Origin of the sequence: Micromonospora sp. NPDC007230, from assembly GCF_042869115.1 — a bacterium.
Classification (GTDB): domain Bacteria; phylum Actinomycetota; class Actinomycetes; order Mycobacteriales; family Micromonosporaceae; genus Micromonospora.
Map to the genome: position 1 here is coordinate 1 of NZ_JBIAFE010000022.1, position 20,262 is coordinate 20,262.

Annotated in this window: 20 protein-coding genes and 1 pseudogene; 14 read left to right on the top strand and 7 right to left on the bottom strand. The window is 72.7% G+C overall.

The features are described from left to right. The 4 genes from ACFYML_RS26510 to ACFYML_RS26525 form a co-directional block, all read left to right on the top strand. The coding region (locus ACFYML_RS26510; protein WP_387423228.1) for an oligopeptide/dipeptide ABC transporter ATP-binding protein at window positions 1-318 on the top strand (318 nt) is incomplete at its 5' end. After that, window positions 315-1,313: an ABC transporter permease gene (locus tag ACFYML_RS26515; RefSeq protein ID WP_387423229.1), complete on the top strand. Its 999-nt coding sequence runs from the start codon at window positions 315-317 to the stop codon at window positions 1,311-1,313. The genes ACFYML_RS26510 and ACFYML_RS26515, both read left to right, overlap by 4 nt. Window positions 1,314-1,325: 12 nt before the next feature. Beyond that, window positions 1,326-2,312 carry an ABC transporter permease gene (locus tag ACFYML_RS26520; protein WP_387423230.1) on the top strand — a complete coding sequence of 329 codons (987 nt, stop codon included), beginning with the start codon at window positions 1,326-1,328 and terminating at the stop codon, window positions 2,310-2,312. Between the two features lie 94 nt (window positions 2,313-2,406). Continuing rightward, complete coding sequence (locus ACFYML_RS26525; protein WP_387423231.1) at window positions 2,407-4,152, top strand: ABC transporter substrate-binding protein; 1,746 nt, start codon at window positions 2,407-2,409, stop codon at window positions 4,150-4,152. 87 nt (window positions 4,153-4,239) lie between these two features. On the opposite strand, the gene ACFYML_RS26530 is transcribed toward ACFYML_RS26525, so the two are convergent. Beyond that, on the bottom strand, window positions 4,240-6,384 hold the full coding sequence (locus tag ACFYML_RS26530; protein ID WP_387423232.1) for a prolyl oligopeptidase family serine peptidase: 2,145 nt from the start codon (window positions 6,382-6,384) through the stop codon (window positions 4,240-4,242). Between the two features lie 86 nt (window positions 6,385-6,470). Between ACFYML_RS26530 and mshB the strand changes: the two genes are divergently transcribed. From mshB to ACFYML_RS26545, 3 genes are all read left to right on the top strand, one after another. After that, complete coding sequence (gene mshB, locus ACFYML_RS26535; RefSeq protein ID WP_387423233.1) at window positions 6,471-7,394, top strand: N-acetyl-1-D-myo-inositol-2-amino-2-deoxy-alpha-D-glucopyranoside deacetylase; 924 nt, start codon at window positions 6,471-6,473, stop codon at window positions 7,392-7,394. A 17-nt stretch (window positions 7,395-7,411) separates the two neighbouring features. Then, complete coding sequence (locus ACFYML_RS26540; RefSeq protein ID WP_387423234.1) at window positions 7,412-7,888, top strand: hypothetical protein; 477 nt, start codon at window positions 7,412-7,414, stop codon at window positions 7,886-7,888. 649 nt (window positions 7,889-8,537) lie between these two features. Continuing rightward, window positions 8,538-9,002, top strand: coding sequence for a hypothetical protein (locus ACFYML_RS26545; RefSeq protein WP_073834779.1), 465 nt, complete (start codon window positions 8,538-8,540; stop codon window positions 9,000-9,002). 22 nt (window positions 9,003-9,024) lie between these two features. Here the strand turns inward: ACFYML_RS26545 and ACFYML_RS26550 are convergent, their stop codons facing one another. Further along, complete coding sequence (locus tag ACFYML_RS26550) at window positions 9,025-10,020, bottom strand: GNAT family N-acetyltransferase (RefSeq protein ID WP_387423235.1); 996 nt, start codon at window positions 10,018-10,020, stop codon at window positions 9,025-9,027. A 79-nt stretch (window positions 10,021-10,099) separates the two neighbouring features. Between ACFYML_RS26550 and fdxA the strand changes: the two genes are divergently transcribed. Further along, window positions 10,100-10,426 (top strand): ferredoxin, encoded by a 327-nt coding sequence (fdxA, locus tag ACFYML_RS26555; protein WP_007464872.1) that lies wholly within the window; start codon window positions 10,100-10,102, stop codon window positions 10,424-10,426. Beyond that, on the top strand, window positions 10,423-11,532 hold the full coding sequence (gene dapC, locus ACFYML_RS26560; RefSeq protein ID WP_387423325.1) for a succinyldiaminopimelate transaminase: 1,110 nt from the start codon (window positions 10,423-10,425) through the stop codon (window positions 11,530-11,532). Before fdxA ends, dapC begins: the two co-directional genes overlap by 4 nt. Before the next feature lie 62 nt (window positions 11,533-11,594). On the opposite strand, the gene ACFYML_RS26565 is transcribed toward dapC, so the two are convergent. Further along, window positions 11,595-13,436, bottom strand: coding sequence for a M48 family metallopeptidase (locus tag ACFYML_RS26565; protein ID WP_387423236.1), 1,842 nt, complete (start codon window positions 13,434-13,436; stop codon window positions 11,595-11,597). A 274-nt stretch (window positions 13,437-13,710) separates the two neighbouring features. Between ACFYML_RS26565 and ACFYML_RS26570 the strand changes: the two genes are divergently transcribed. Next, window positions 13,711-14,736, top strand: a complete 1,026-nt coding sequence (locus ACFYML_RS26570) for a prephenate dehydrogenase (protein WP_387423237.1) — start codon at window positions 13,711-13,713, stop codon at window positions 14,734-14,736. Between the two features lie 5 nt (window positions 14,737-14,741). Then, entirely contained in the window at window positions 14,742-15,395 is a 654-nt protein-coding gene (locus ACFYML_RS26575) for a nucleoside/nucleotide kinase family protein (RefSeq protein ID WP_387423238.1), read from the top strand. Window positions 15,396-15,407: 12 nt separating this feature from the next. Here ACFYML_RS26575 and ACFYML_RS26580 read toward each other — a convergent pair whose 3' ends face one another. From ACFYML_RS26580 to dapD, 3 genes are all read right to left on the bottom strand, one after another. Then, window positions 15,408-15,965 (bottom strand): sugar O-acetyltransferase, encoded by a 558-nt coding sequence (locus ACFYML_RS26580; RefSeq protein WP_387423239.1) that lies wholly within the window; start codon window positions 15,963-15,965, stop codon window positions 15,408-15,410. A 7-nt stretch (window positions 15,966-15,972) separates the two neighbouring features. Then, window positions 15,973-16,095 (bottom strand): hypothetical protein, encoded by a 123-nt coding sequence (locus tag ACFYML_RS26585; protein WP_387423240.1) that lies wholly within the window; start codon window positions 16,093-16,095, stop codon window positions 15,973-15,975. 102 nt (window positions 16,096-16,197) lie between these two features. After that, window positions 16,198-17,157, bottom strand: coding sequence for a 2,3,4,5-tetrahydropyridine-2,6-dicarboxylate N-succinyltransferase (gene dapD, locus ACFYML_RS26590; protein ID WP_387423241.1), 960 nt, complete (start codon window positions 17,155-17,157; stop codon window positions 16,198-16,200). Between the two features lie 130 nt (window positions 17,158-17,287). Here dapD and dapE point away from each other — a divergent pair, with 130 nt between their 5' ends. Then, window positions 17,288-18,358 carry a succinyl-diaminopimelate desuccinylase gene (gene dapE, locus ACFYML_RS26595; protein WP_387423242.1) on the top strand — a complete coding sequence of 357 codons (1,071 nt, stop codon included), beginning with the start codon at window positions 17,288-17,290 and terminating at the stop codon, window positions 18,356-18,358. A gap of 67 nt (window positions 18,359-18,425) precedes the next feature. On the opposite strand, the gene ACFYML_RS26600 is transcribed toward dapE, so the two are convergent. After that, complete coding sequence (locus ACFYML_RS26600) at window positions 18,426-18,587, bottom strand: hypothetical protein (RefSeq protein ID WP_357439789.1); 162 nt, start codon at window positions 18,585-18,587, stop codon at window positions 18,426-18,428. Between the two features lie 156 nt (window positions 18,588-18,743). On the opposite strand from ACFYML_RS26600, the pseudogene ACFYML_RS26605 reads away from it, so the two are divergent. Both ACFYML_RS26605 and ACFYML_RS26610 read left to right on the top strand, forming a co-directional pair. Then, a pseudogene (locus ACFYML_RS26605) lies at window positions 18,744-19,577 on the top strand (TIGR00730 family Rossman fold protein); the annotation flags it as partial. Window positions 19,578-19,711: 134 nt separating this feature from the next. Continuing rightward, the gene (locus tag ACFYML_RS26610; RefSeq protein ID WP_387278916.1) at window positions 19,712-20,257 is read left to right on the top strand and encodes a TIGR00730 family Rossman fold protein; all 546 of its coding nucleotides are present in this window, start codon (window positions 19,712-19,714) and stop codon (window positions 20,255-20,257) included. Window positions 20,258-20,262 lie beyond the last annotated feature (5 nt).

Sequence of the window (20,262 nt, forward strand, 5' to 3'; positions counted from 1 at the left end):
GACCGCAACGACATCTACCAACACCCCCAACACCCCTACACCCGAGCCCTGCTGTCCGCCATCCCCGACGTCACCACCCTCGGCCCCGCCGGACGGATCCGCCTGGCCGGAGACGTACCCACCCCACTCAACCCACCATCAGGCTGCCGCTTCCGCACCCGCTGCTGGAAAGCCCAGGACCGCTGCGCCACCGAGGAACCCGCCCTGATCACCCGCGACGGCGGTAGGCAGCTCACCGCCTGCCACTACCCGGAGACGGGAACGATCAGCCAGGATGCCGGGCCGGTCGGCGCGACCGCCGAGGAGGTGTCGAAGTGAGCCTGTCCCCGGTCGAGGGTGTGGCCCTCGCCGAGATCGAGTCCACCGGGGGTCCCGAGGAGAAGGGGCTCGTCGGGCGCTCGCCCGGCCAACTGGTCTGGAACCGGCTGCGCCGGGACCGCACCGCGCTGGTCAGCGGCATCGTGCTGGCCGTGCTCATCCTGGCGGCGTTGGCGGCGCCGCTGATCTCGCGGCTCTACGGGGCGTCGCCGAGCCAGCAGTTCGGGGACCTGCTGGACGCCACCGGCATGCCGCTCGGCTACGTGGGCGGGGTCAGCGGCGACCACTGGTTCGGACTCGAACCGGGCCTGGGCCGGGACATCTTCATCCGGATGATCTACGGCCTCCGCACCTCGCTGCTGATCGCGCTCGGCGCCGCCGTGGTGACCACGACGATCGGTGTGGTGCTCGGGATCGTCGCCGGTTACCTGGGCGGCGTGGTCGACGCGGTGATCGGGTGGTTCACCGACGTCGCCCTGGCGATGCCGTTCCTCGTCTTCGCGCTGGCCGTGGTGCCGACGTTCTCGCTGCGCTTCTACGGTCCCCGGGACGCGATCCCGACCTGGTTCGCGGTCACCACGCTGATCGTGGTCTTCGCCGCGTTCGGCTGGACCGGCACCGCCCGACTGGTCCGCGGGCAGGTGGTGTCGCTGCGCGAGCGGGAGTTCGTGGAGGCGGCCCGGGCCAGCGGGGCCGGGCTGGGGCACATGCTCTTCCGGCAACTGCTGCCGAACATCTGGGCCCCGATCCTGGTGGCGTTCTCGCTCGCCGTGCCGTCGTACGTGACGGGCGAGGCGGCGCTGTCCTTCCTCGGCGTCGGGCTGCCCGAGTCGGTGCCCAGCTTCGGCCGGATGATCTACCGCAGCATCGACTACCTGCAGACCGATCCGGCGTACGTCTTCTTCCCTGGCATCGCCATCTTCGCGCTCGTGCTGGCGTTCAACCTCTTCGGCGACGCGCTGCGCGACGCGCTCGACCCGAAGTCGTCACGGTAAGGGGTTCGGCACATGGTGCGGTTCCTGCTGAAGCGGCTGCTGCTGGCGGTCTCGGTGCTGCTCGCGGTGAGCGTCGTCAGCTTCCTGATGTTCTTCGCGCTGCCCCGCGACCCGGTGACCGGCATGTGCCCGAAGAACTGCAACGCCGAACGCCTGGAGCGGGTGCGTACCGAGCTGGGGCTGAACGACCCGAAGCCCCAGCAGTACGTCAACTACATGAAGGGCATCTTCGTCGGCCGCGACCTGGGCAGTGCGCAGGGCGGCAAGTGCGAGGCGCCCTGTCTCGGCTACTCCTACGTCAACAGCGAGGCGGTCAGCGACACCTTCGCCCGGGTGCTGCCGGTGACGTTGAACATTGTGCTCCCGGCGGCGGTCCTGTGGCTGGCCATCGGGGTGGGGCTCGGGATGATCTCGGCACTCCGGAGAGGTTCGCTGCTCGACCGCATCTCGATCGGGCTCACGCTGACCTTCGCCTCGTTGCAGCTCTACTTCGTCGGGGCCGTGCTGCTGCTGATCTTCGTCTACTCGCTGAAGATCCTGCCGACGCCCCGGTACACGCCGATCTTCGAGAATCCGGTGGAGTGGGCCCGGGGGCTGGTGCTCGCCTGGGTGACCCTGGCCCTGCTCTTCTCCGCGATCTACGCGCGCCTGTCCCGCGCCCAGATGCTCGAGACGCTGTCCGAGGACTTCGTGCGGACGGCCCGGGCCAAGGGCGTGGCGAAACGGAAGGTCTACGGGCGGCACGCGCTGCGGGCGGCGATCACGCCGATCGTGACGATCGCCGGCCTGGACGTGGGTGCCGCGCTCGGCGGCACCGTCATCACGGAGACCACGTTCGGCATCCAAGGGCTGGGGCGTACCGCCGTGGAGGCGGTCCGCCAGGGCGACCTGCCGACCATCATGGCCACCGTGTTGATCTCCGCGCTCTTCGTGGTCGTCGCGAACATCGTGGTCGACCTGCTCTACGCGTACATCGATCCGCGGGTACGCCTCGGCTGAGCTCGCGTGTCGCCGTCGATTCGTTATCTGCTCGAAATTTACCGCAGATGAAAGCTGAGCGAAGCTTTCCTTCATCTGACCCGGAGGAGTGAGTATGCGAGCAAGACTCGCCACCGCCATGGGCGGTGCGATGGCACTGGTGGTCGCCCTCAGTGCGTGCAGCAAGAACACCGGCGACAACGCCGACAAGGTGGACACCAACAAGCCCCGCAGCGGCGCCATCGCGACCGACCCCAAGGACTCGCTCGGCCCCGCGGCCGAGGTGCCCGGCGCGGCCAAGGGCGGCACCTTCTACATCCTGCGGGAGAGCAAGATCTCCCACCTGGACCCGCAGCGGGTCTATTCGTTCGCCGGCCTGATGGGCAGCCAGCTCTACGCCCGCTACCTCACCACCTTCAAGGACGACGGCAAGGGCAACGTGACCCTGGTCGGTGACCTGGCCGAGACCCCCGGCAAGAACGTGAACAACGACTGCAAGGTCTGGGAATTCAAGATCAAGCAGGGCGTCAAGTTCGAGGACGGCCGTCCGATCACCTCCAAGGAGATCGCGTACGGCATCGCCCGTTCGTTCGACCCGGACCTCACCGGTGGCCCGACCTACCTGCAGGAGTGGCTGGTCGACAGCCCGCAGTACGACACCAAGTGGAACTTCAAGGCCAACAAGACGTCGCTGCCGCCGGGACTGACCACGCCGGACGCGCAGACGCTGCGCTTCGAGTTCAACAAGCCCCGCTGTGACCTGCCGTTCGCCGTGTCGCTGCCGGCCACCGCGCCGCTGCCGCCGGACAAGGACACCGGCGTCAACCTCGACATGCAGCCGTTCTCGTCCGGGCCGTACAAGATCACCAAGCACCAGCCCGGCGTGGAGATGGTGCTCGAGCGCAACGAGAACTGGGACCCGGCCACCGACCCGGTGCGGCACGCCTACCCGGACAAGTTCATCTGGTCGTTCGGCGCGGACAACACCACCCAGACCAACCGGGTGCTCGCCGGCACCGGCAACGACGCCGCCGCGGTCGCCACCGGCGGCGTCCCCTCGGAGCTGATCGCCAAGGTCACCGGCGACGCCACGCTCAAGGAGCGGATGATCGTCGCGGCGACGCCGAACGCGTACCGGCTGAGCATCAACACCACCCGGGTCACCGACCTGCCCGTGCGGCAGGCGATCAACTACGCGATTGACCGCAGCAGCATCACCAAGAACCTCGGCGGCCCGTACGGCGCCGTGCCGCTCACCACCCTGCTGCCGCCCACCACGCTCGGCTACAAGCAGTTCGACGCCTACCCGGCCGGCGAGAGCGGCAACCCGGACAAGGCCAAGGAACTGCTTGCCGGCAAGTCGGTGAACCTGGTGCTCGGCACCTCCGACGACACCCCGTCCCAGGAGACGGCGACGCAGGTCAAGAACGCGCTGGAGAAGGCCGGCTTCACCGTCACCATCAAGCCGATCCCCGAGGACGGTTACCTCGACTTCGTGAAGAAGAAGAGCAACCCGTGGGATATCTGGGTCGACTCGTGGGCGGCCGACTGGCCCAGCGGCGCCTCGATCCTGCCGGTGCTCTTCGACGGCCGCAACATCAAGGCCGAGGGCAACAGCAACACGTCCCAGCTCAACAACGACGCCATCAACGCCGAGTTCGACCGGGTGCTCGCGGAGGACCCGGCGAAGCAGGCCGAGGAGTGGAGCAAGCTGGACGAGCGGCTGATGAAGGAGTCGGCGCCGGCGGTGCCGCTGTACAACGAGGTGGTCTCCGTCGCCCACGGCGAGAAGGCCGGCGGCCTCTTCATCGGCAGCATCTTCGGCTGGCCCAGCTTCGTGAACGCCTACGTGAAGCAGTGACGGCCTGACCGCAAGGGGCCCCTGCTCAACGCCGCGCGTTGAGCAGGGGCTCTTGCGCTATCGCGTGGGCGGCCAGGTGCCCTTCCCCTACAGGTTCCGGCGTAAGAAGTCCAGCTCCAGGCGGAGCAAGCGTTCGGCGACGCCCCCGGCGGCCATGTGGCTGGCCCCGGTGAGCGGCAGCACCGCGTGCGGCCGGCCGGCCGCCAGCAGCGCCGCGGAGAGCCGCAGCGTGTGCGCGGCCACCACGTTGTCGTCGACCAGGCCGTGCACCAGCAGCATCGGTCGGGCCTGCGCCGGGTCGCCGACTGGTTCGGCGGCCAGCTCGACCAGCGAGTGGTGGGCGTAGACGTCCATCCCGTCGTCCGGCATGCCCAGGTAGCGCTCGGTGTACGCGGTGTCGTACAGCGCCCAGTCGGTGACCGGGGCGCCGACGACCGCACAGCGGAACAGCTCCGGGTGGCGCAGCACCGCCAGCCCGGCCAGCCAGCCGCCGAACGACCAGCCCCGCACCGCCACCCGCGCCAGGTCGAGGTCCGGGTGCTTGCCGGCGAGCGCGGTCAGCGCGTCCACCTGGTCGGCCAGGATCACGTCGGCCACCCGGCGGTGAATCGCCTTCTCGAACGACGGCGCGATGCCCGGGGTGCCGCGGTTGTCGATGGTCACCACGGCGAAGCCCTGCTCCGCCCACCACTGCCGCTCCAGCCAGACCGCCCGGGCGGCGATCACCTCCTGGTGCCCCGGCCCGCCGTAGAGGTCCAGCAGCACCGGCAGCTTCGTGCCCTTGACGTGCTCACCTGGGTAGAGCACCGCGCTCGGCAGCCGCCGGTCGGTCACCCGGACCATGGTCGGCCGCGGCGCGTACGGCGGGGTCGCGGCGAGCGAGCGCAGCTCGCCCACCGCCCGGTCGCCGTGCCACACCGTCCAGCGGGTGCCCGGGTGCTCCAGCGACGCGATGCCGACCACCAGCGTGGCGCCGCCGATCGCGGCGGTGTGCCAGCCCGGGTCGCTGCCCATCCGGCGGGCGTCCACCCCGCCGCCGATCACCGTGCGGATCCGGTAGAGGTGGCGCTGGCTCGGCTCGCCCTCGCTCGCCTCGACCAGCAGGTCGGTCGGGGCGCCGCCGCTGGCGGGCAGCCGCCCCACCACCCGGCGCACGTAGAGCGAGGGCGGGGTGAGCAGGGTGCCGTCGGCGAACAGGCACCGCGCGTCGTACCCGTCGTGGGCCAGCTCGCCGCCGACCAGCACCCGGCCGTCCGGCAGGTGCGCCGGGGTACCCGGGATCGGCTCCACCCAGCGCGGGTCGGCCAGCTCCGCGTGCACCTGTGTCTCCCCGGTACGCGGGTCCACCGCGAGCACCAGCCCGTGCTGCTGCGACCGGCGCAGCACGGTGATCAGCGGCCCGCCGTCCGCCCAGTCGACCGAGGTCAGGTAGGGGTAGGTCTCCCGGTCCCAGTGCACGTCGACCCAGCCGCCGTCGAGGTCGAGCAGGTGCAGGCTGACCTCGGCGTTCGGCCCACCCGCCAGGGGGTACGCGACGGTCGTCGGCGGGCTCGCCGGGTCGGCCGGGTCGTGCAGGTGCCAGTGCGGCAGCCGGGACTCGTCCACCCGGGCGGCCAGCACCGAGCGCCCGTCCGGAGCCCACCAGTAGCCGCGGAACCGGTCGAACTCCTCCGCCGCGATGTGCTCGGCGAGCCCCCAGGTCACGCCGCTGTCCTCACCGGCCAGGAGGTTGTCGGTGCCGTCCGGCTCGACCACCCGGAGCTGGCCCCGGCGTACCCCCTCGGCGGCGTCGGTGACGTAGGCCAGTCGTTCGCCGGTGGGGTCGGGGCGGGGGTCGATCACCGGGCCGATCGCGGTCACCTCGACCACGTCACCGTGCACCAGGTCGGCCCGGAACAGCCGGCCGGCCAGCGCGAACGCGGCCACCCGGCCGGCGGCGTCCAGGGCGTACGAGCCGATGCCGCCGGCGGCGAGCCGCAGCCGCTCGCGCAGTGCCCGCTCGCCCGGGGCCAGCGCGGTCGGGTCGCCCTCCGTGCCGAGCAGCACCGCCGGGTCGGCGATCAGCCGCTCCTCGCCGGAGGTGACGTCCAGCAGCCAGAGCGCGTCGGCCGGGTCCTCCGGTCCGGAGGAGCGCAGGAAGATCACCCGGGAACCGTCGTCCGCGACGGAGACGGCGCGCGGCGCCCCGTGGCTGAACCGACGGGTACGGGCGGCCAGCTCGGGATAGTCCACGCCTCGGATCGTAGAGGCGTGTCGTGCGTGATGTGGCCGACCTGCGCGGACGCGTAAGCGTCGGGGGAAGAGGACCGCCGGTTAGAGTGACGGTCGTGACGAAGCTGCCCGATCGACGCCTCCTGCTGGTCCACGCGCACCCCGACGACGAGTCCATCGGCACCGGCTCGACGATGGCGCACTACGCCGCCACCGGCGCTCACGTCACCCTGGTCACCTGCACGCTGGGGGAGGAGGGCGAGATCCACGTACCGGAGCTGGCCCAGCTCGCCGCGGCCGAGGCCGACCAGCTCGGCGGGTACCGGATCGGCGAGCTGGTCGCCGCCTGCGCCGCGCTCGGCGTCACCGACCACCGCTTCCTCGGCAGTGCGGGCCGCTACCGCGACTCCGGCATGATGGGCCTGCCCACCAACGAGCACCCAAGGGCCTTCTGGGGGGCCGACGTCGACGAGGCTGCCGGCCACCTGTTGGAGATCATGCGGGAGATCCGGCCGCAGGTCATGATCACGTACGACCCGAACGGCTTCTACGGCCACCCCGACCACATCCAGGCTCACCGGGTGGCGATGCGCGCCCACGAGCTGGCCGTCGCCGAGGGGATCGCCCCGGCGAAGGTCTACTGGACGGCGATGCCGCGCAGCGTGCTGGAGGCCGGCCTGGACGCGTTCACCGAGACCTCGGACAACCCGTTCGCCGGCATCGACGGCGTCGACGACCTGCCGTTCGGCACGCCGGACCCGGAGATCGCCGCGCGGATCGACGCCACCGAGCGGCACGTCGCCAAGGAGGCGGCGATGCGGGCCCACGCCACCCAGATCCCGGCCACCTCCTGGCTCTATTCGATCGCAAGCAACTTCGGCGCCGAGTTCATGGGCGTGGAATATTTCACCCTCGCGGTCGGCGAGAAGGGCCCGGGCAGCGGCCCGTACGGCTGGGAGGACGACCTCTTCGCCGGGCTGCCACTGGACGGGCCGGACCGGTCCCCGGTCGCGGCGGCCGGTCTCCGGTGACGGTGCCGGCCGTACCGATGTCGGTCGCCCCCGAGCAGCAGCCCGCTCCGCCGCCCGCGCGGCCGGCGCGGGTGCTGGACCTCGCCCTGCGGGTCGCCGGCGGGGTGGTGGCGGTCTGGGCGGGCGTGGTGGCCGCGGTGCTGGACCTGCTCTTCGCCACCTGGGCCTGGGAGGTGGTCAAGGGTCGGCCCGGCGGCGCGGTCAAGGCGGTGGTCGGCACTTCCCTCGCGGTGGGCGGGATCGCCGCGGTGGTGGTGCTGACGATCCTGGTGGGCTGGTTCGCCCACGTCGCGGTTGGTACGCGCTGGGCGGCGGCGCTGCCCGCCCTGCCCTGGTTCCTGGTGATCGTCGCGGGCGGGATCCGGACAGCCGAGGGTGACCTCGCGCTGAGCGGGGACAACCTGCTCGGCCTGGGGCTGGTGGTGGCCGGCGCGATCACCTTCGCGGTGCTGGGCTTCCGGCAGCTCGTGGTGCCGCCGAACGCCGCCCACTGAGGCTGGCACCGCGCGGGATGGACCGCGTGACGCCGATGCGCCCCGGGTCGCCGCTGGGCCAGCCCGCAATCACGACCGCCACGAGCAGAACGACCAGCACGTCCACCCGGGTGTGGCGGACCAGCGCCCGTTCGGCCAGCTCCGACCGTGCATCCCATGCGGTTGAGCGGCGTCCCGGTGGGCGCATCCGGCGGATCGGGCGTGGGGCCAGGTCGATGACCCACGGTGATGAAGGGCTGGCCAAGGCGGCGGCTCGTCGCTGCCTTTGCTCTGCAGCCATCCACGCACCAGTAACGTAGCGTGGTCTCGGCCGGGGATGATGTGTGCCCGTGCGCGCGACGAATGGCCAGCTCAATACGGTGCTGCGCCCGTGGCTGCAGAGCAAAGCGCCGAGAGGGTCCCGCCAGCGGCGACGCGGGCGCGCACGAAGAGTGATCGACCCCAGGTCGTCGCGCTGCGTAGTTGAACACGACGACCGTTGCGGCCGAACCGGCCAGCACGACGGGCCTGGGCCCCGACTGGGGCCCGGCCGGAGGACCGGTTGCGCCCCGCCTCGGTGCCACGGTGCAGACGCCGCATAGGTTGCGGTGGTAGATATTCCTGCCAAGGAGTCCGCCGTGGGGGCGGGCGCTACGGCGGGAGGCGTGCGATGAGGGAGCGGTGGCGCGCGGTCGGCGTGCTGGCGGCGGCGCTGTTCGTGGTCAACGTGGTGGCCCGGTTGCTGATCAAGTTTGCTTTTCCGGACAACGACACCGCCAGTGACCGCGTCTCCCTGGCGATGTTCCTGGTGATCGGGCTGATCCTCGCCGTGCTGGCCTTCCGCTGGGGCGCCGACCGGCCGCTGGGTCGCCTGGCCGGTGACCTGGCCGCCGCGGTCGCCGTGGCGCTGGCGCTGACCGTGTTCGTCGGTCCGCTGCTGGTCGGCGAGAACCCGTTCGGCGGGGGCGCCGGGCTGTTCTTCGCCCAGATCTGGCTCTACCTGGCGGCCACCGCGGCCGGCGTGCTGGTGGGCTACCTGAGCCTCACCGCGCTCGGCCGGGACTACCGCTCCCAGCAGCTCAAGCGGTTCGCCGAGCTGAAGGCGGCCAAGCCGCGCAAGGTGGTCCGTCGCTGATCCTGGCAGCGCCCCGGCCCGGTCAGGCCGGGGCGACCCGGGTCAGATAGGTGTGGTGGGTCGTGAAGCCGAGCCCCCGGTAGAGGTTCACGGCCGGGGTGTTGCGCTGCTCCACCTGGAGGAACGCGTGCGTGGCACCCTCCGCCAGGCCCCAGTGGACCAGGGACCGGATCACCCGGCCGGCCAGCCCCTGCCGGCGCGCCTCGGGCAGCACCTCGATCGACGTCAGCCCCAGCCAGCGGCCGCCACCGGTCACCGTGCCGCGGCCGGCGGCGAGCAGCCGGCCGTCGGCGTACACGTGGGCGAAGCGGATCCGGTCCACGGCGGTGAGCACGTGCCGGGCGGCGTCCGGCAGGCCGCCCTTGCGGCCCGCGGCGATCGCCAGCCAGTCGTCGGAGGGGGCGGGGGTGAGCTCGACCGGGGGCTCGCCCCGCCCGGGCCGCGACCCCGGGGCCAGGTCGGCGCCCGCTCGCCCGGCAGGCGGCGCGGCCAGCGCGGCGAGCGCGGCCGTTTGCACCAGCACCGGCGGCCGGGCGGCCCAGCCCCGGGCGTCCAACTCCGCGCCGACCGGCGCGGCCAGCGGCAGCGGGGTGTTCACCAGGGCCGGCTGGCCGTGATCGGCGTACCAGCGCTGCACGGCGTCCAGCGCGGCGGGCAGCGGGCGGTCCGGGTCGCCGACCGGCAGGGCCGAGTTGGCCCGGCCGGTCCAGCCCGCGGCGCTGCGCAGCAGCCAGTCGCCGAGCCGGCCGCGTACCGGGGCGGGCCAGGCCTCGTCGGCGGCCAGTTCCAGGGCGGCCACCGCGGTGGCGGTGGGCCGGCGGGCCGCCGGGACCCGCTTGGCCCGGTGCACCTCGCCGACGGGGACCCGTAACCGCCCATGATCGGTGGCCAGCGTGATGTGGGTCTCGCTCAGCTCGACCAGATCACCGAGCGCGTCGGAGAAGAGCGGTCTGCCCTCGCGAATCCCCACAATCCGGCGGACCACGATCCGGTGTCCTACGTCCTGCTGTCGGAGCACGATCGACCCCCTCCCCGGCGAGATACTAGGCTCTTACCGTCGCGGGTGATCGCGATGAGTCTTGCGGAGGAGAAGACCGGTGACCTACATCATCGCCGAGCCGTGCGTGGATGTGCTCGACAAGGCATGCATCGAGGAGTGCCCGGTCGACTGCATCTACGAGGGCAACCGGATGCTCTACATCCACCCCGACGAGTGCGTCGACTGCGGTGCCTGTGAGCCGGTCTGCCCGGTCGAAGCGATCTTCTACGAGGACGACGTCCCGGAGCAGTGGAAGGACTACACCGGGGCGAACTACGAGTTCTTCGAGGACCTGGGCTCGCCCGGCGGTGCCTCCAAGATCGGCAAGGTGGAGAAGGACGCGACGTTCGTGGCCGCCCAGCCGCCGCGCGGAGAGGGCCACTGAACCGGCCCGCGCCGGTCTCGTCGCGGCTGCCCGACTTCACCTGGGACACCCTGGACGCCGCGGCCGCGACGGCGGCGGCGCACCCGGACGGTCTCATCAACCTCTCGATGGGCACGCCCGTCGACCCGGTGCCGCCGCTGATCCGGCAGGCGCTGGCCGACGCGTCGGACGCCCCGGGCTACCCGCTCACCGCCGGCACCCCCGCGCTGCGGGACGCCATCGCGGCCTGGGTGGCCCGGGCCTGCGGCGCCGGCGTCGACGGGCTCGGGGTGCTGCCGACGATCGGTTCCAAGGAACTGGTCGCCTGGCTGCCCACGCTGCTCGGCGTCGGTCCGGGTGACGTGGTGGTGGTGCCGTCCATCGCCTACCCGACCTACGAGGACGGGGCCCGGCTGGCCGGTGCCACCACGATGCGCACCGACTCGCTGACCGCGGTCGGCCCCACCCCCCGGGTGCGGCTGGTCTGGGTCAACTCGCCCGGCAACCCGACCGGGCGGGTGCTGCCCGCCACCCACCTGCGCAAGGTGGTCGACTGGGCCCGCGAGCGCGGCGCGGTGGTCGCCAGTGACGAGTGCTATCTGCCGCTCGGCTGGGACGCCGAGCCCGTCTCGATCCTCTCGCCAGAGGTCTGCGGCGGGTCGTACGAGGGCGTGCTGGCGGCGCACTCGCTCTCCAAGCGCTCCAACCTCGCCGGCTACCGGGCCGGGTTCGTCGCCGGTGACCCGGCGCTGGTGGCCGAACTGCTCAAGATCCGTAAGCACGCCGGCATGATCGTGCCGGCCCCGGTGCAGGCGGCGATGGTGGCCGCGCTGGGCGACCAGGCGCACGCCGACGCGCAGCGGGAGCGCTACCGCGCCCGGCGCGAGCGGCTGTACGCCGCGTTCACCGGCGCCGGCTTCACGGTCGAGCACTCGGAGGCCGGGCTCTACCTGTGGATGACCCGGGACGAGGACTGCTGGGACACCGTCGACTGGTTGGCCCGGCGGGGCATCCTGGTCGCCGCCGGGATCTTCTACGGCCCGGCCGGTGCCCGGTACGTCCGGGCGGCGCTGACCGAGTCCGACGAGCACATCGCGGCGGTCGCCGGCCGGCTCGCCCAACCCTGACCCTCGCCGGGCGGCGGTCGGCCCGGGGGCCTGCCCGCACCGCGGCCGGCCGCCGCGTCGCGTCAGTCGTTGATCTGTGCGAACACCCGCAGCAGGGTGTCCCGGCTGTGCTTCTCCAGCAGCTCGCTGGCCATCAACTCCTGCACTTGCACCGTCCGGCCGTCGTGCAGGGTCAGCGTCGCCTTCAGCGGCACCTGCTTGGTCACCTCGACCGAGCGGATCTCCTCGTACGGCAGGTAGGGGTTGCGGGCGGCCAACTCGGCGATCGGCGTCGCGCCGAGCACCTGCTTGAGCCGCTTCTCGCCCTCGTGGGACTTCCCCGGGTCGGGGACCAGGACCAGCCCGTTGTCGAGCACGAACACGTCGTGCTCCCGGCCGTCGATCTTGATGTTGGCGAGGGCGCCGATCAGGTCGGCGTTGCGCGCGGAGGCGCGGGCCTGCACCACCGTCGACTGCCGTACGTCGACACCGTGTTCCGCCAGGCGCGTCAGCGCCTCGTCCAGGGTCTCCGGGGAGACCGCCAGCTTCGCGATCTCGGCCAGGTCCCAGGGCTCGCCCGAGCGGCCGACCAGCCGGGCCGGACCGGACCAGGAGAGCTGCCAGTACGCCTGCCCGGAGCGCACCGCCGCGTTGTCGAGCAGCGTCTCCATCGGCCCGGCGAAGGCCGCCGCGGCCTCTTTGCGGGTGGCATCGGGGAAGAACTGCTCGGCGAACTCGCCGAGCCGGCGGTCGCGGACCAGCTCCAGGATGGTCGGCAGGCCCGGCGACGGCGTGCCGGTGAACCGGCCGGCCGCTCGGTAGAGGTGGTCCGCCTGCTCCTGCACCGAGGCGGCCACCGACTCCGCGGTGAACTCGGCCCAGGGCAGCAGCCGCCGGGATCCGTACGCGACGACGGCGCCCTGCAGGGCGCGGCCGGCGGCGGCCACGTCGGCCAGCATGATCCACGCGGGCCGGTCGTCCGGCGCCACCGGCACCGGTGGCATCTGGGCGATCGCGGCCACCCGGACCCCGACTGGCGGGTGGGTGTCCCAGCGGGACGGCTCCCGGTCCGGGGCGTTCTCCCGCACCTCGTCGATCTCGTCGCGGCGCGCCTGGAGCAGGTGGCCGAAACCGCCGAAGAAGTCGTCCGGCGCCAGCCCGGCCGCCCAGCCCGGCTCGATGTACCGGCTCTCGTAGAAGTTCCAGGCCGCGCCGATCGCGGGCAGCGTGCGCAGCGCGGAGGTCATCGCCTCGTGGCCGGCGAGGCGTACGGCCGCCTGGTCCGCCTCCAACTCCTGTCGCCGTACGTTGGCCCGGTCGACCAGCAGGTAGAGCTTCGAGTACCCCTTGAAGACCCACCCGATCGGGTTGCGCGGGCTGATCCGCTCGATCGTCTCCTCGATGGCCAGTCGGCCCCGGTAGGCGACCCCACCCAGGCGGGTGTGGCTGCCCGAGTAGTGGCCGAGCTCGTGCGCGAGCACCGCCCGGAGCTGGTCGACCCGCATCCCCTGGAGCAGCGGCAGGCCGACGTAGAGGGTGCGCCGGCCGCCGAGCAGGCCGAGCAGGCGGCTCTGTTCGGTGACCGCGGCGTTCACGTTCGGCACCAGGCGGATCTCGTCCGGTGCCCGGGTGCCGACCGCCTGCGCCAGCTCCCGTACGGTCGCCCAGAGCAGCGGCGCCCCCTGCTCGGTCAGGATCAGGCCGGGCGCCGGCTCGCTCTTGACCCTGATCGCCTTCCACAGCCCGACGGCCACCGCACCGAGAGCGAGCAGCAGCGGGAGCAGGAGCTTCACGGTCAGCACGCCGGTGGTGTGGTGGAACAACCACACGCCGAGCGCGGCCACCGCGGCGAGCTGCAGCAGCGCGACGACGTAGAAACCGATCAACATGACCACCGAGGCGAGTGCCCGGTACGTCGCGGACATGTGTTTCCTTTCCCCGTGAGAAGCGCCCGCCGTCGATGCCGGGCGGGTCGCCGGGGACCGTACGACGTGAGCGCTGCTCGGACAACCCCCTTCCGTCCTCATCCGACCGGCCCCTACGATCCGCGGCGACGATCACGGGGGAGGGCGGCGCAGGTGGCCGCCGCTGGCAGCGCACGGTGACCGGGGGTCGGGGCTGCGGCCCGGACGTTATCCTCGGCGGGACTTCCAGCGGGGCCGACCCGGCCCCCGTACGACGGGACGCCGAGGTGGGTCGATGACGGGCGGGACCGGCGGATTGGCGCGGGCGGCGGTGGTCGGCACCGGCCTGATCGGTGGCTCGGTGCTGCTCCGGCTCCGGGACGCCGGGCTCGACGTGACCGGCTGGGACCCGGACCCGGCGACCCGGCGGTACACCCAGCGGCAGGGCGTCCTCGCCACGGACACGGTGGAGGAGGCGGTCGCCGGCCGGGACGTCGTCTTCCTCTGTGGCCCGCTGCCCACGCTGCCCCGGACGCTGACCCGGGTGGCTGCCGCCACCGACGACCGGTGCGTGCTCACCGACGTGGGCAGCACCAAGTCGGACGTCGCCACCGCCGCCATGCTGCACGGGCTCGGGCACCGGTTCGTGCCCGGCCATCCGATGGCCGGCGCCGACCGGGCCGGCCTCGCCGCAGCCAGTCCGACGCTGCTCGACGGGGCCGCCTGGGTGCTCTGCCCGGGGCCGACCGGGCTGGACGCGTTCCGGCGGCTCGCCGCGCTGGTCATCGACGTCTTCCACGCCCGGGTGGTGCCGATGTCCGCCCCGGAGCACGACACCGCCGCGGCGCTCGCCTCCCACGTGCCGCACCTGCTCGCCGGCGCGCTGGCCGGGGCGGTGCAGCGGGCCGCGCTGCGTGACGCGGTGCTGTCGCTCGCCGCTGGCAGCTTCTCCGACGGCACCCGGGTGGCCGGCGGCCCGCCCGAGCGGACCGCGAACATGCTGCTCGGCAACCGGGAGCGGGTGCTGACCGAGCTGGACGCGGTCCGCGCCGTCCTCGACGAGCTCGCCGACGCGTTGCGGGCCGGGGACGCCGGGGCGCTCACCGGCCGGCTCGACGAGGGACGGGCGGCCCGGGCGGCGCTGGGTGAGCGCTCGTTCACCGCCCACCGGTGCGAGTTCCCGGCCGGCGCGGAGCACGCGGGCGAGCTGGCGTACCTGCGGGAGTTGGGGGCGGCCGGCGGCCACCTGACGGGCTGCCGGGTCGCGGCCGGGGGCGTCACCTACACGGCGCACCTTCCGGCCGCCACGCCACTAGGGTGAGAAGCATGGCGGACGCTCCGGCGCAGGTGCTCCCCGTCGAGGAGCTGGTGGCCCGGGCGCGCGCCCTCGCTGACGCCGGCCCGCGGCAGCTGCTCGGCATCGCCGGTGCGCCCGGGGCGGGCAAGTCCACCCTGGCCGAGCGGATCGTCGCCGAGGTCGGGCCGCTCGCCCGGCTGGTGCCGATGGACGGCTTCCACCTGGCGCAGTCGGCGCTGGTCCGGCTGGGCCGGGACGGACGCAAGGGAGCCCCGGACACGTTCGACGTCAACGGGTTCGTCACCACCCTGCGCCGACTGCGCCGGATCGAGCCCACCTCGGTCTGGGCGCCGGCGTTCCGGCGCGACCTGGAGGAGCCGATCGCCGGGTCGATCGAGGTGCCGCCGGAGGTCCGGCTGGTGGTGACCGAGGGTAACTACCTGCTGCTCCGCGACGAGCCGTGGGAGGAGGTACGCACCCTGCTGCACGACGCCTGGTTCCTCGACCTGGACGCCGAGCTGCGGGTGCGCCGGCTGACCGCCCGGCACGAGGCGTACGGGAAGACCCCGGAGCAGGCGCGAGCCTGGGCGCTCGGCAGCGACGAGTCGAACGCCGCCCTGGTCACCGGGACCGCCGGGCACGCCGACCTGGTGGTCCGGCTGGCCGAACCGCCGCCGCGGTGACGGGCCCGCCGCTCAGTCGAGGGTGCGTACGGGGCGCGCCGGGTTACCCACGGCCACCACGTTGGCGGGCAGGTCCCGGGTCACCACGGCACCCGCGCCGACCACGGTGTTCTCCCCGATGGTGACTCCGGCCAGCACGATGACCCCGCCCCCGAGCCAGGCGTTGTCCCCGATCGTGATGGGCTTCGCCGCCTCCCACTTGGCCCGCCGGGGCTCCGGCTCGACCGGGTGGGTGGCGGTGAGCAGTTGCACGTTCGGTCCCAGCTGGACGTCCGCGCCGATGGTGATCCGGGCGACGTCGAGGAAGACCGCGTTGAAGTTGACGAAGGTGCGCGGGCCGAGGTGGGTCTGCCAGCCGTGGTCGCAGTAGAACGGTGGCCGGACCCAGGCGCCCTCGCCCACCGTGCCGAGCAGTTCGCGCAGTGCGGCGAGCCGTCCCTCGGGGTCGTCGGCCGAGCTGGTGTTGAACCGTTCGGTGAGCCGGGCCGCCCGGTCCAGATCGGCGGCGATCTCGGGATCGTCCGCGATGTACAGCTCGCCGGCGAGCATGCGTTCCTTCATGGTGGTCACGACGAAATCATGCCCGGTCGGGTGCCCGGTCCGGGGAACGGCAGCCCGGCGCGCCGGCCGGCCCGGGGTACGTCTCGCTGCGCGCCACCGCCCGGGACAGCGCCGGCAACACCGTGTCCCAGCGGATCATCCAGGCGTACCGCCTGCGGTGAGTCGTCCGGGTCCGCGGTCTCCCCGCCGCGGACCCGACGGCGGACGGGCCGGGGCGGCCACAGCCCCGGCCCGTCCCGCGTCAGTCGTTGGCGTGCAGGGCCGCGTTCAGCTCGATGCCCCGGCCGGTACGCGGCTTCGCCTCCAGCGCCCCGGTGACCGAGTTGCGCCAGAAGAGCAGGCCGTCCACCCCGGAGAGCTCGCGCGCCTTGACCACCCGGCCGTCCGGCAGAGTGATCTTGGAGCCGGCGGTGATGTAGCAGCCGGCCTCCACCACGCAGTCGTCGCCGAGCGAGATGCCGATGCCGGCGTTCGCGCCCACCAGGCTCCGCTCGCCGATGCGGACCTTCTCGGTGCCGCCGCCGGAGAGGGTGCCCATGATCGAGGCACCCGCGCCGATGTCGGAGCCGTCGCCGACCACCACACCCTGCACGATCCGCCCCTCGACCATCGAGGTGCCGAGCGTGCCGGCGTTGAAGTTGCAGAAGCCCTCGTGCATCACGGTGGTGCCGGCGGCCAGGTGCGCGCCGAGCCGGACCCGGTCCGCGTCGGCGATCCGCACGCCCGCGGGGACCACGTAGTCGGTCATCCGGGGGAACTTGTCCACCCCGTAGACGGCGAGGTGGCGGCCGGCGGCCCGCTCGATGACGCGCAGCTCGTCCACCCGCTCGGGTGGGCACGGCCCGGCCGAGGTCCAGGCCACGTTGGCCAGCTTGCCGAAGATGCCGTCGAGGTTGAGCTCGTTGGGCCGCACCAGCCGGTGGGAGAGCAGGTGCAACCGGAGGTACGCGTCGGCGGCGTCCTTGATCGGGTCGTCCAGTGAGCCGATCACGGTGACCACCTCGACCGTACGCAGGCCGGGCAGCGCCCGCTCGCCGACCGCGTCGGGCGGCAGGTCGAGCACGTCGGCCTGGTCCTCCCCGGGGACCAGCGGCAGTTCGCCGAGCCCCAGCTTGCCGGTCGGGTACCAGGTGTCGAGCACCTGGTCGTCAGCGGTGACGGTGGCCAGTCCGATGCCCCAGGCTGGTTCTGAGGACGTCACAGTTGCACCTTTCGTTCGCGGCTGGGGGCTCGCAAGCTCGTCTCCCGTTCCCGCGCGACCGCGTCCCACGCGAGCCGCCCAGGAACGCTCGCTCCTCGTGCTCACCGCACATGACGGTACCGTGCCAACCATGCAGAACCCGCTGACCCCCGAGGTCTTGGCTGATCCGGTGGCGCTGACCCGCGCCCTGGTCGACATAGAGTCCGTCTCCCTCAACGAGAAGGCCATTGCCGACTGCGTCGAGGATGTGCTGCGGGGCGTACCGCACCTGACCACGTTCCGGCACGGCAACACGGTGATGGCGCGCACCGACCTGGGCCGGGCGCAGCGGGTGGTGCTCGCGGGCCACCTGGACACCGTCCCGCTCAACAACAACTTCCCGTCCACCATGCGCGGCGACCTGATGTATGGCTGCGGCACCTCCGACATGAAGTCCGGGGTGGCCTTCGCGCTGCACCTGGCGGTGACCCTGCCGGACCCGCGCTACGACGTCACCTACTTCTTCTACGAGGCCGAGGAGATCGAGTCGAAGTACAACGGCCTCACCCTCGTCTCCCAGGCCCACCCGGAGTGGCTCCAGGCCGACTTCGCGGTGCTGCTGGAACCGACGTACGGGATCGTCGAGGCCGGCTGCCAGGGCACCATGCGGGCGATCGTGTCGACCACCGGCGTACGCGCCCACTCGGCGCGCTCCTGGCACGGGGTGAACGCCATCCATGCGGCCGGTGAGGTGCTGCGGCGCCTGGCGGGGTACGAGGCGCGGCGGGTCACCATCGACGGCTGCGACTACCGGGAGGGCATGAACGCGGTCCGCATCCACGGCGGAGTGGCCGGCAACGTGGTGCCGGACCGGTGCGAGGTCGAGGTCAACTACCGCTTCGCCCCGGACCGGACGCCCGAGCAGGCCGAGGCGCATCTGCGCGAGGTCTTCGCCGGCTTCGAGCTGGCGATCACCGACGCGGCGGCGGGTGCGCCGCCCGGCCTGACGGCCGCCCCCGCGCAGGAGTTCCTCGCCGCGGTGGGTGCCGCCCCGATCGGCAAGCTCGGCTGGACCGACGTGGCCCGGTTCGCGGCCATGGGCATCCCGGCGCTGAACTTCGGTCCCGGTGACCCGAACCTGGCCCACCACCCCGACGAGCACGTCGAGCTGACCAAGATCAGAGACGGCGCGGCCACGCTGCACCGCTGGCTCGCCGCCTGACCCCGGATACGTGATCGGGGGGCCCGCGTCGGTGACGCGGACCCCCCGGGGTCGTTCCGGCGGACGGTCAGCCGGCCGTCGTCAGCGAGGAGTCCGGCTCGGTGGTCTCACCGGTGAGGTCGGTGTGGTGGGCTTCCATCATGCGGGCGCGGCGGCGCTCGGCCACCACGTCGCGGATCCGCCGCTGCATCTGCCGGCGGATCCGGATCATCTCGGTGTTGCTGATCAACGCTGGCTCCCTCCCCCGAAGGTCGCGCCCGGGGCATACCCCGTATGTGAATAGTAAGACGTACGAGCGAGCGATTTAGTTGCCCAAGATCGCCAAGAATTTCTCCGGCTCGCCCGGCTCCGCACCACACTGCGGTGGCTCCACTACGGTGGCTCCATGAGCCAGAGCAACGGGCGGCAACCCGGCCGCGGGCCGAGGGGAGAACGGCACCGGGGTGCCGTCACGCTGCGCAACCGGGCCATCCCGACCAGCACGGCCGACCAGCGGCTGCTGGACTCCCGGGGCCGGGGAGACTGGAAGACCAGGGACGCCTGGCGGGCGCTGCGGATCCTCTCCGAGTTTGTCGAGGGCTTCGACACCCTCGCCGACCTGCCACCCGCGGTCAGTGTCTTCGGCTCGGCCCGCGCCAAGCCGGACAGCCCCGAGTGCCGGCTCGCCGAGGAGCTGGGCGCCGCCCTGGCCCGCGCCGGCTACGCGGTGATCACCGGCGGCGGCCCGGGGGTGATGGAGGCGGCCAACCGGGGGGCCAGCGAGGCGGGCGGGCTCTCCGTCGGGCTCGGCATCGAGCTGCCGTTCGAGCAGGGCATCAACGAGTGGGTCGACCTGGCCATCAACTTCCGCTACTTCTTCGCCCGCAAGACCATGTTCGTCAAGTACGCCCAGGCGTTCGTGGTGCTGCCCGGCGGCTTCGGCACCATGGACGAGCTGTTCGAGGCACTCACCCTGGTGCAGACCGGCAAGGTCACCCGCTTCCCCGTGGTGCTGATGGGCATCGACTACTGGCGGGGCCTGATCGACTGGCTGCGGGACAGCATGGCCGGCGAGGGCAAGATCGGCCCGACTGACCTGGAGCTGATCTGCCTCACCGACGACGTCGAGGAGGCGGTCCGGCACATCGTGGAGGCCGAGGCGGTGCTCTCCGCCGAGCAGGAGGCGATCCGCGAGGAGGCGGTCGCCCGGGGCGCCGCCGACCAGCAGGCCGCCGCCGAGGCCGCGCCCGAGCCTGCGTCTGAGGATCCGGCCGGGGCTGCTGCCGAGCCGTCGGCGGGGCTTTCACCCGAGCCCGCGCCCGAGGGGCCGGCCGGGGGCCAGCCCGGGGAACGCCCGGCGGGGCGGGGCTGACCGTGGCCGCGATCTGCGTGTTCTGCGCCTCCTCCCGTACCCTCGACCAGCGCTGGCTGGACCTGGCGGCCGAGACCGGCGCGGAGCTGGCCCGGCGCGGGCACACCCTGGTCAGCGGCGGCGGCTGCGTCGGGATGATGGGCGCGGTGGCGGACGGCGCGCGGGCCGCCGGCGGCTACACCCTCGGGGTGATCCCGCAGGCCCTGGTCGACCTGGAGGTCGCCGACCTGGCCGCCGACGAGCTGCTGGTGACCGACGGGATGGCCAGCCGAAAGACCCTGATGATCGACAAGTCGGACGCCTTCATCACGCTGCCCGGCGGGCTCGGCACCCTCGACGAGCTGTTCGAGGTGTGGACCACGGCCACCCTCGCCCTGCACGCCAAGCCGATGGTGCTGGTCGACGCGGACGGCTTCTACCGACCGCTGCTCGACTGGCTGCGCACCCTCGCCGACCACCACTTCCTCAAGCCGGCGGGCCTCGACCTCCTCCTGGTCGCCGACACCGTCCCCGCCGCCCTGGACCTCCTAGACACCCACCTCACCTGACCCAC

Excerpts from the sequence above, each read along its gene's own strand:
- ACFYML_RS26565 (WP_387423236.1), bottom strand. The coding sequence starts at position 13,436 with ATGTCCGCGACGTACCGGGCACTCGCCTCGGTGGTCATGTTGATCGGT.
- ACFYML_RS26570 (WP_387423237.1), top strand. The coding sequence starts at position 13,711 with ATGACGGGCGGGACCGGCGGATTGGCGCGGGCGGCGGTGGTCGGCACC.
- ACFYML_RS26525 (WP_387423231.1), top strand. The coding sequence starts at position 2,407 with ATGCGAGCAAGACTCGCCACCGCCATGGGCGGTGCGATGGCACTGGTG.
- ACFYML_RS26575 (WP_387423238.1), top strand. The coding sequence starts at position 14,742 with ATGGCGGACGCTCCGGCGCAGGTGCTCCCCGTCGAGGAGCTGGTGGCC.
- ACFYML_RS26585 (WP_387423240.1), bottom strand. The coding sequence starts at position 16,095 with ATGATCCGCTGGGACACGGTGTTGCCGGCGCTGTCCCGGGCGGTGGCG.
- dapE (WP_387423242.1), top strand. The coding sequence starts at position 17,288 with ATGCAGAACCCGCTGACCCCCGAGGTCTTGGCTGATCCGGTGGCGCTG.
- ACFYML_RS26545 (WP_073834779.1), top strand. The coding sequence starts at position 8,538 with ATGAGGGAGCGGTGGCGCGCGGTCGGCGTGCTGGCGGCGGCGCTGTTC.
- ACFYML_RS26540 (WP_387423234.1), top strand. The coding sequence starts at position 7,412 with ATGTCGGTCGCCCCCGAGCAGCAGCCCGCTCCGCCGCCCGCGCGGCCG.
- ACFYML_RS26520 (WP_387423230.1), top strand. The coding sequence starts at position 1,326 with ATGGTGCGGTTCCTGCTGAAGCGGCTGCTGCTGGCGGTCTCGGTGCTG.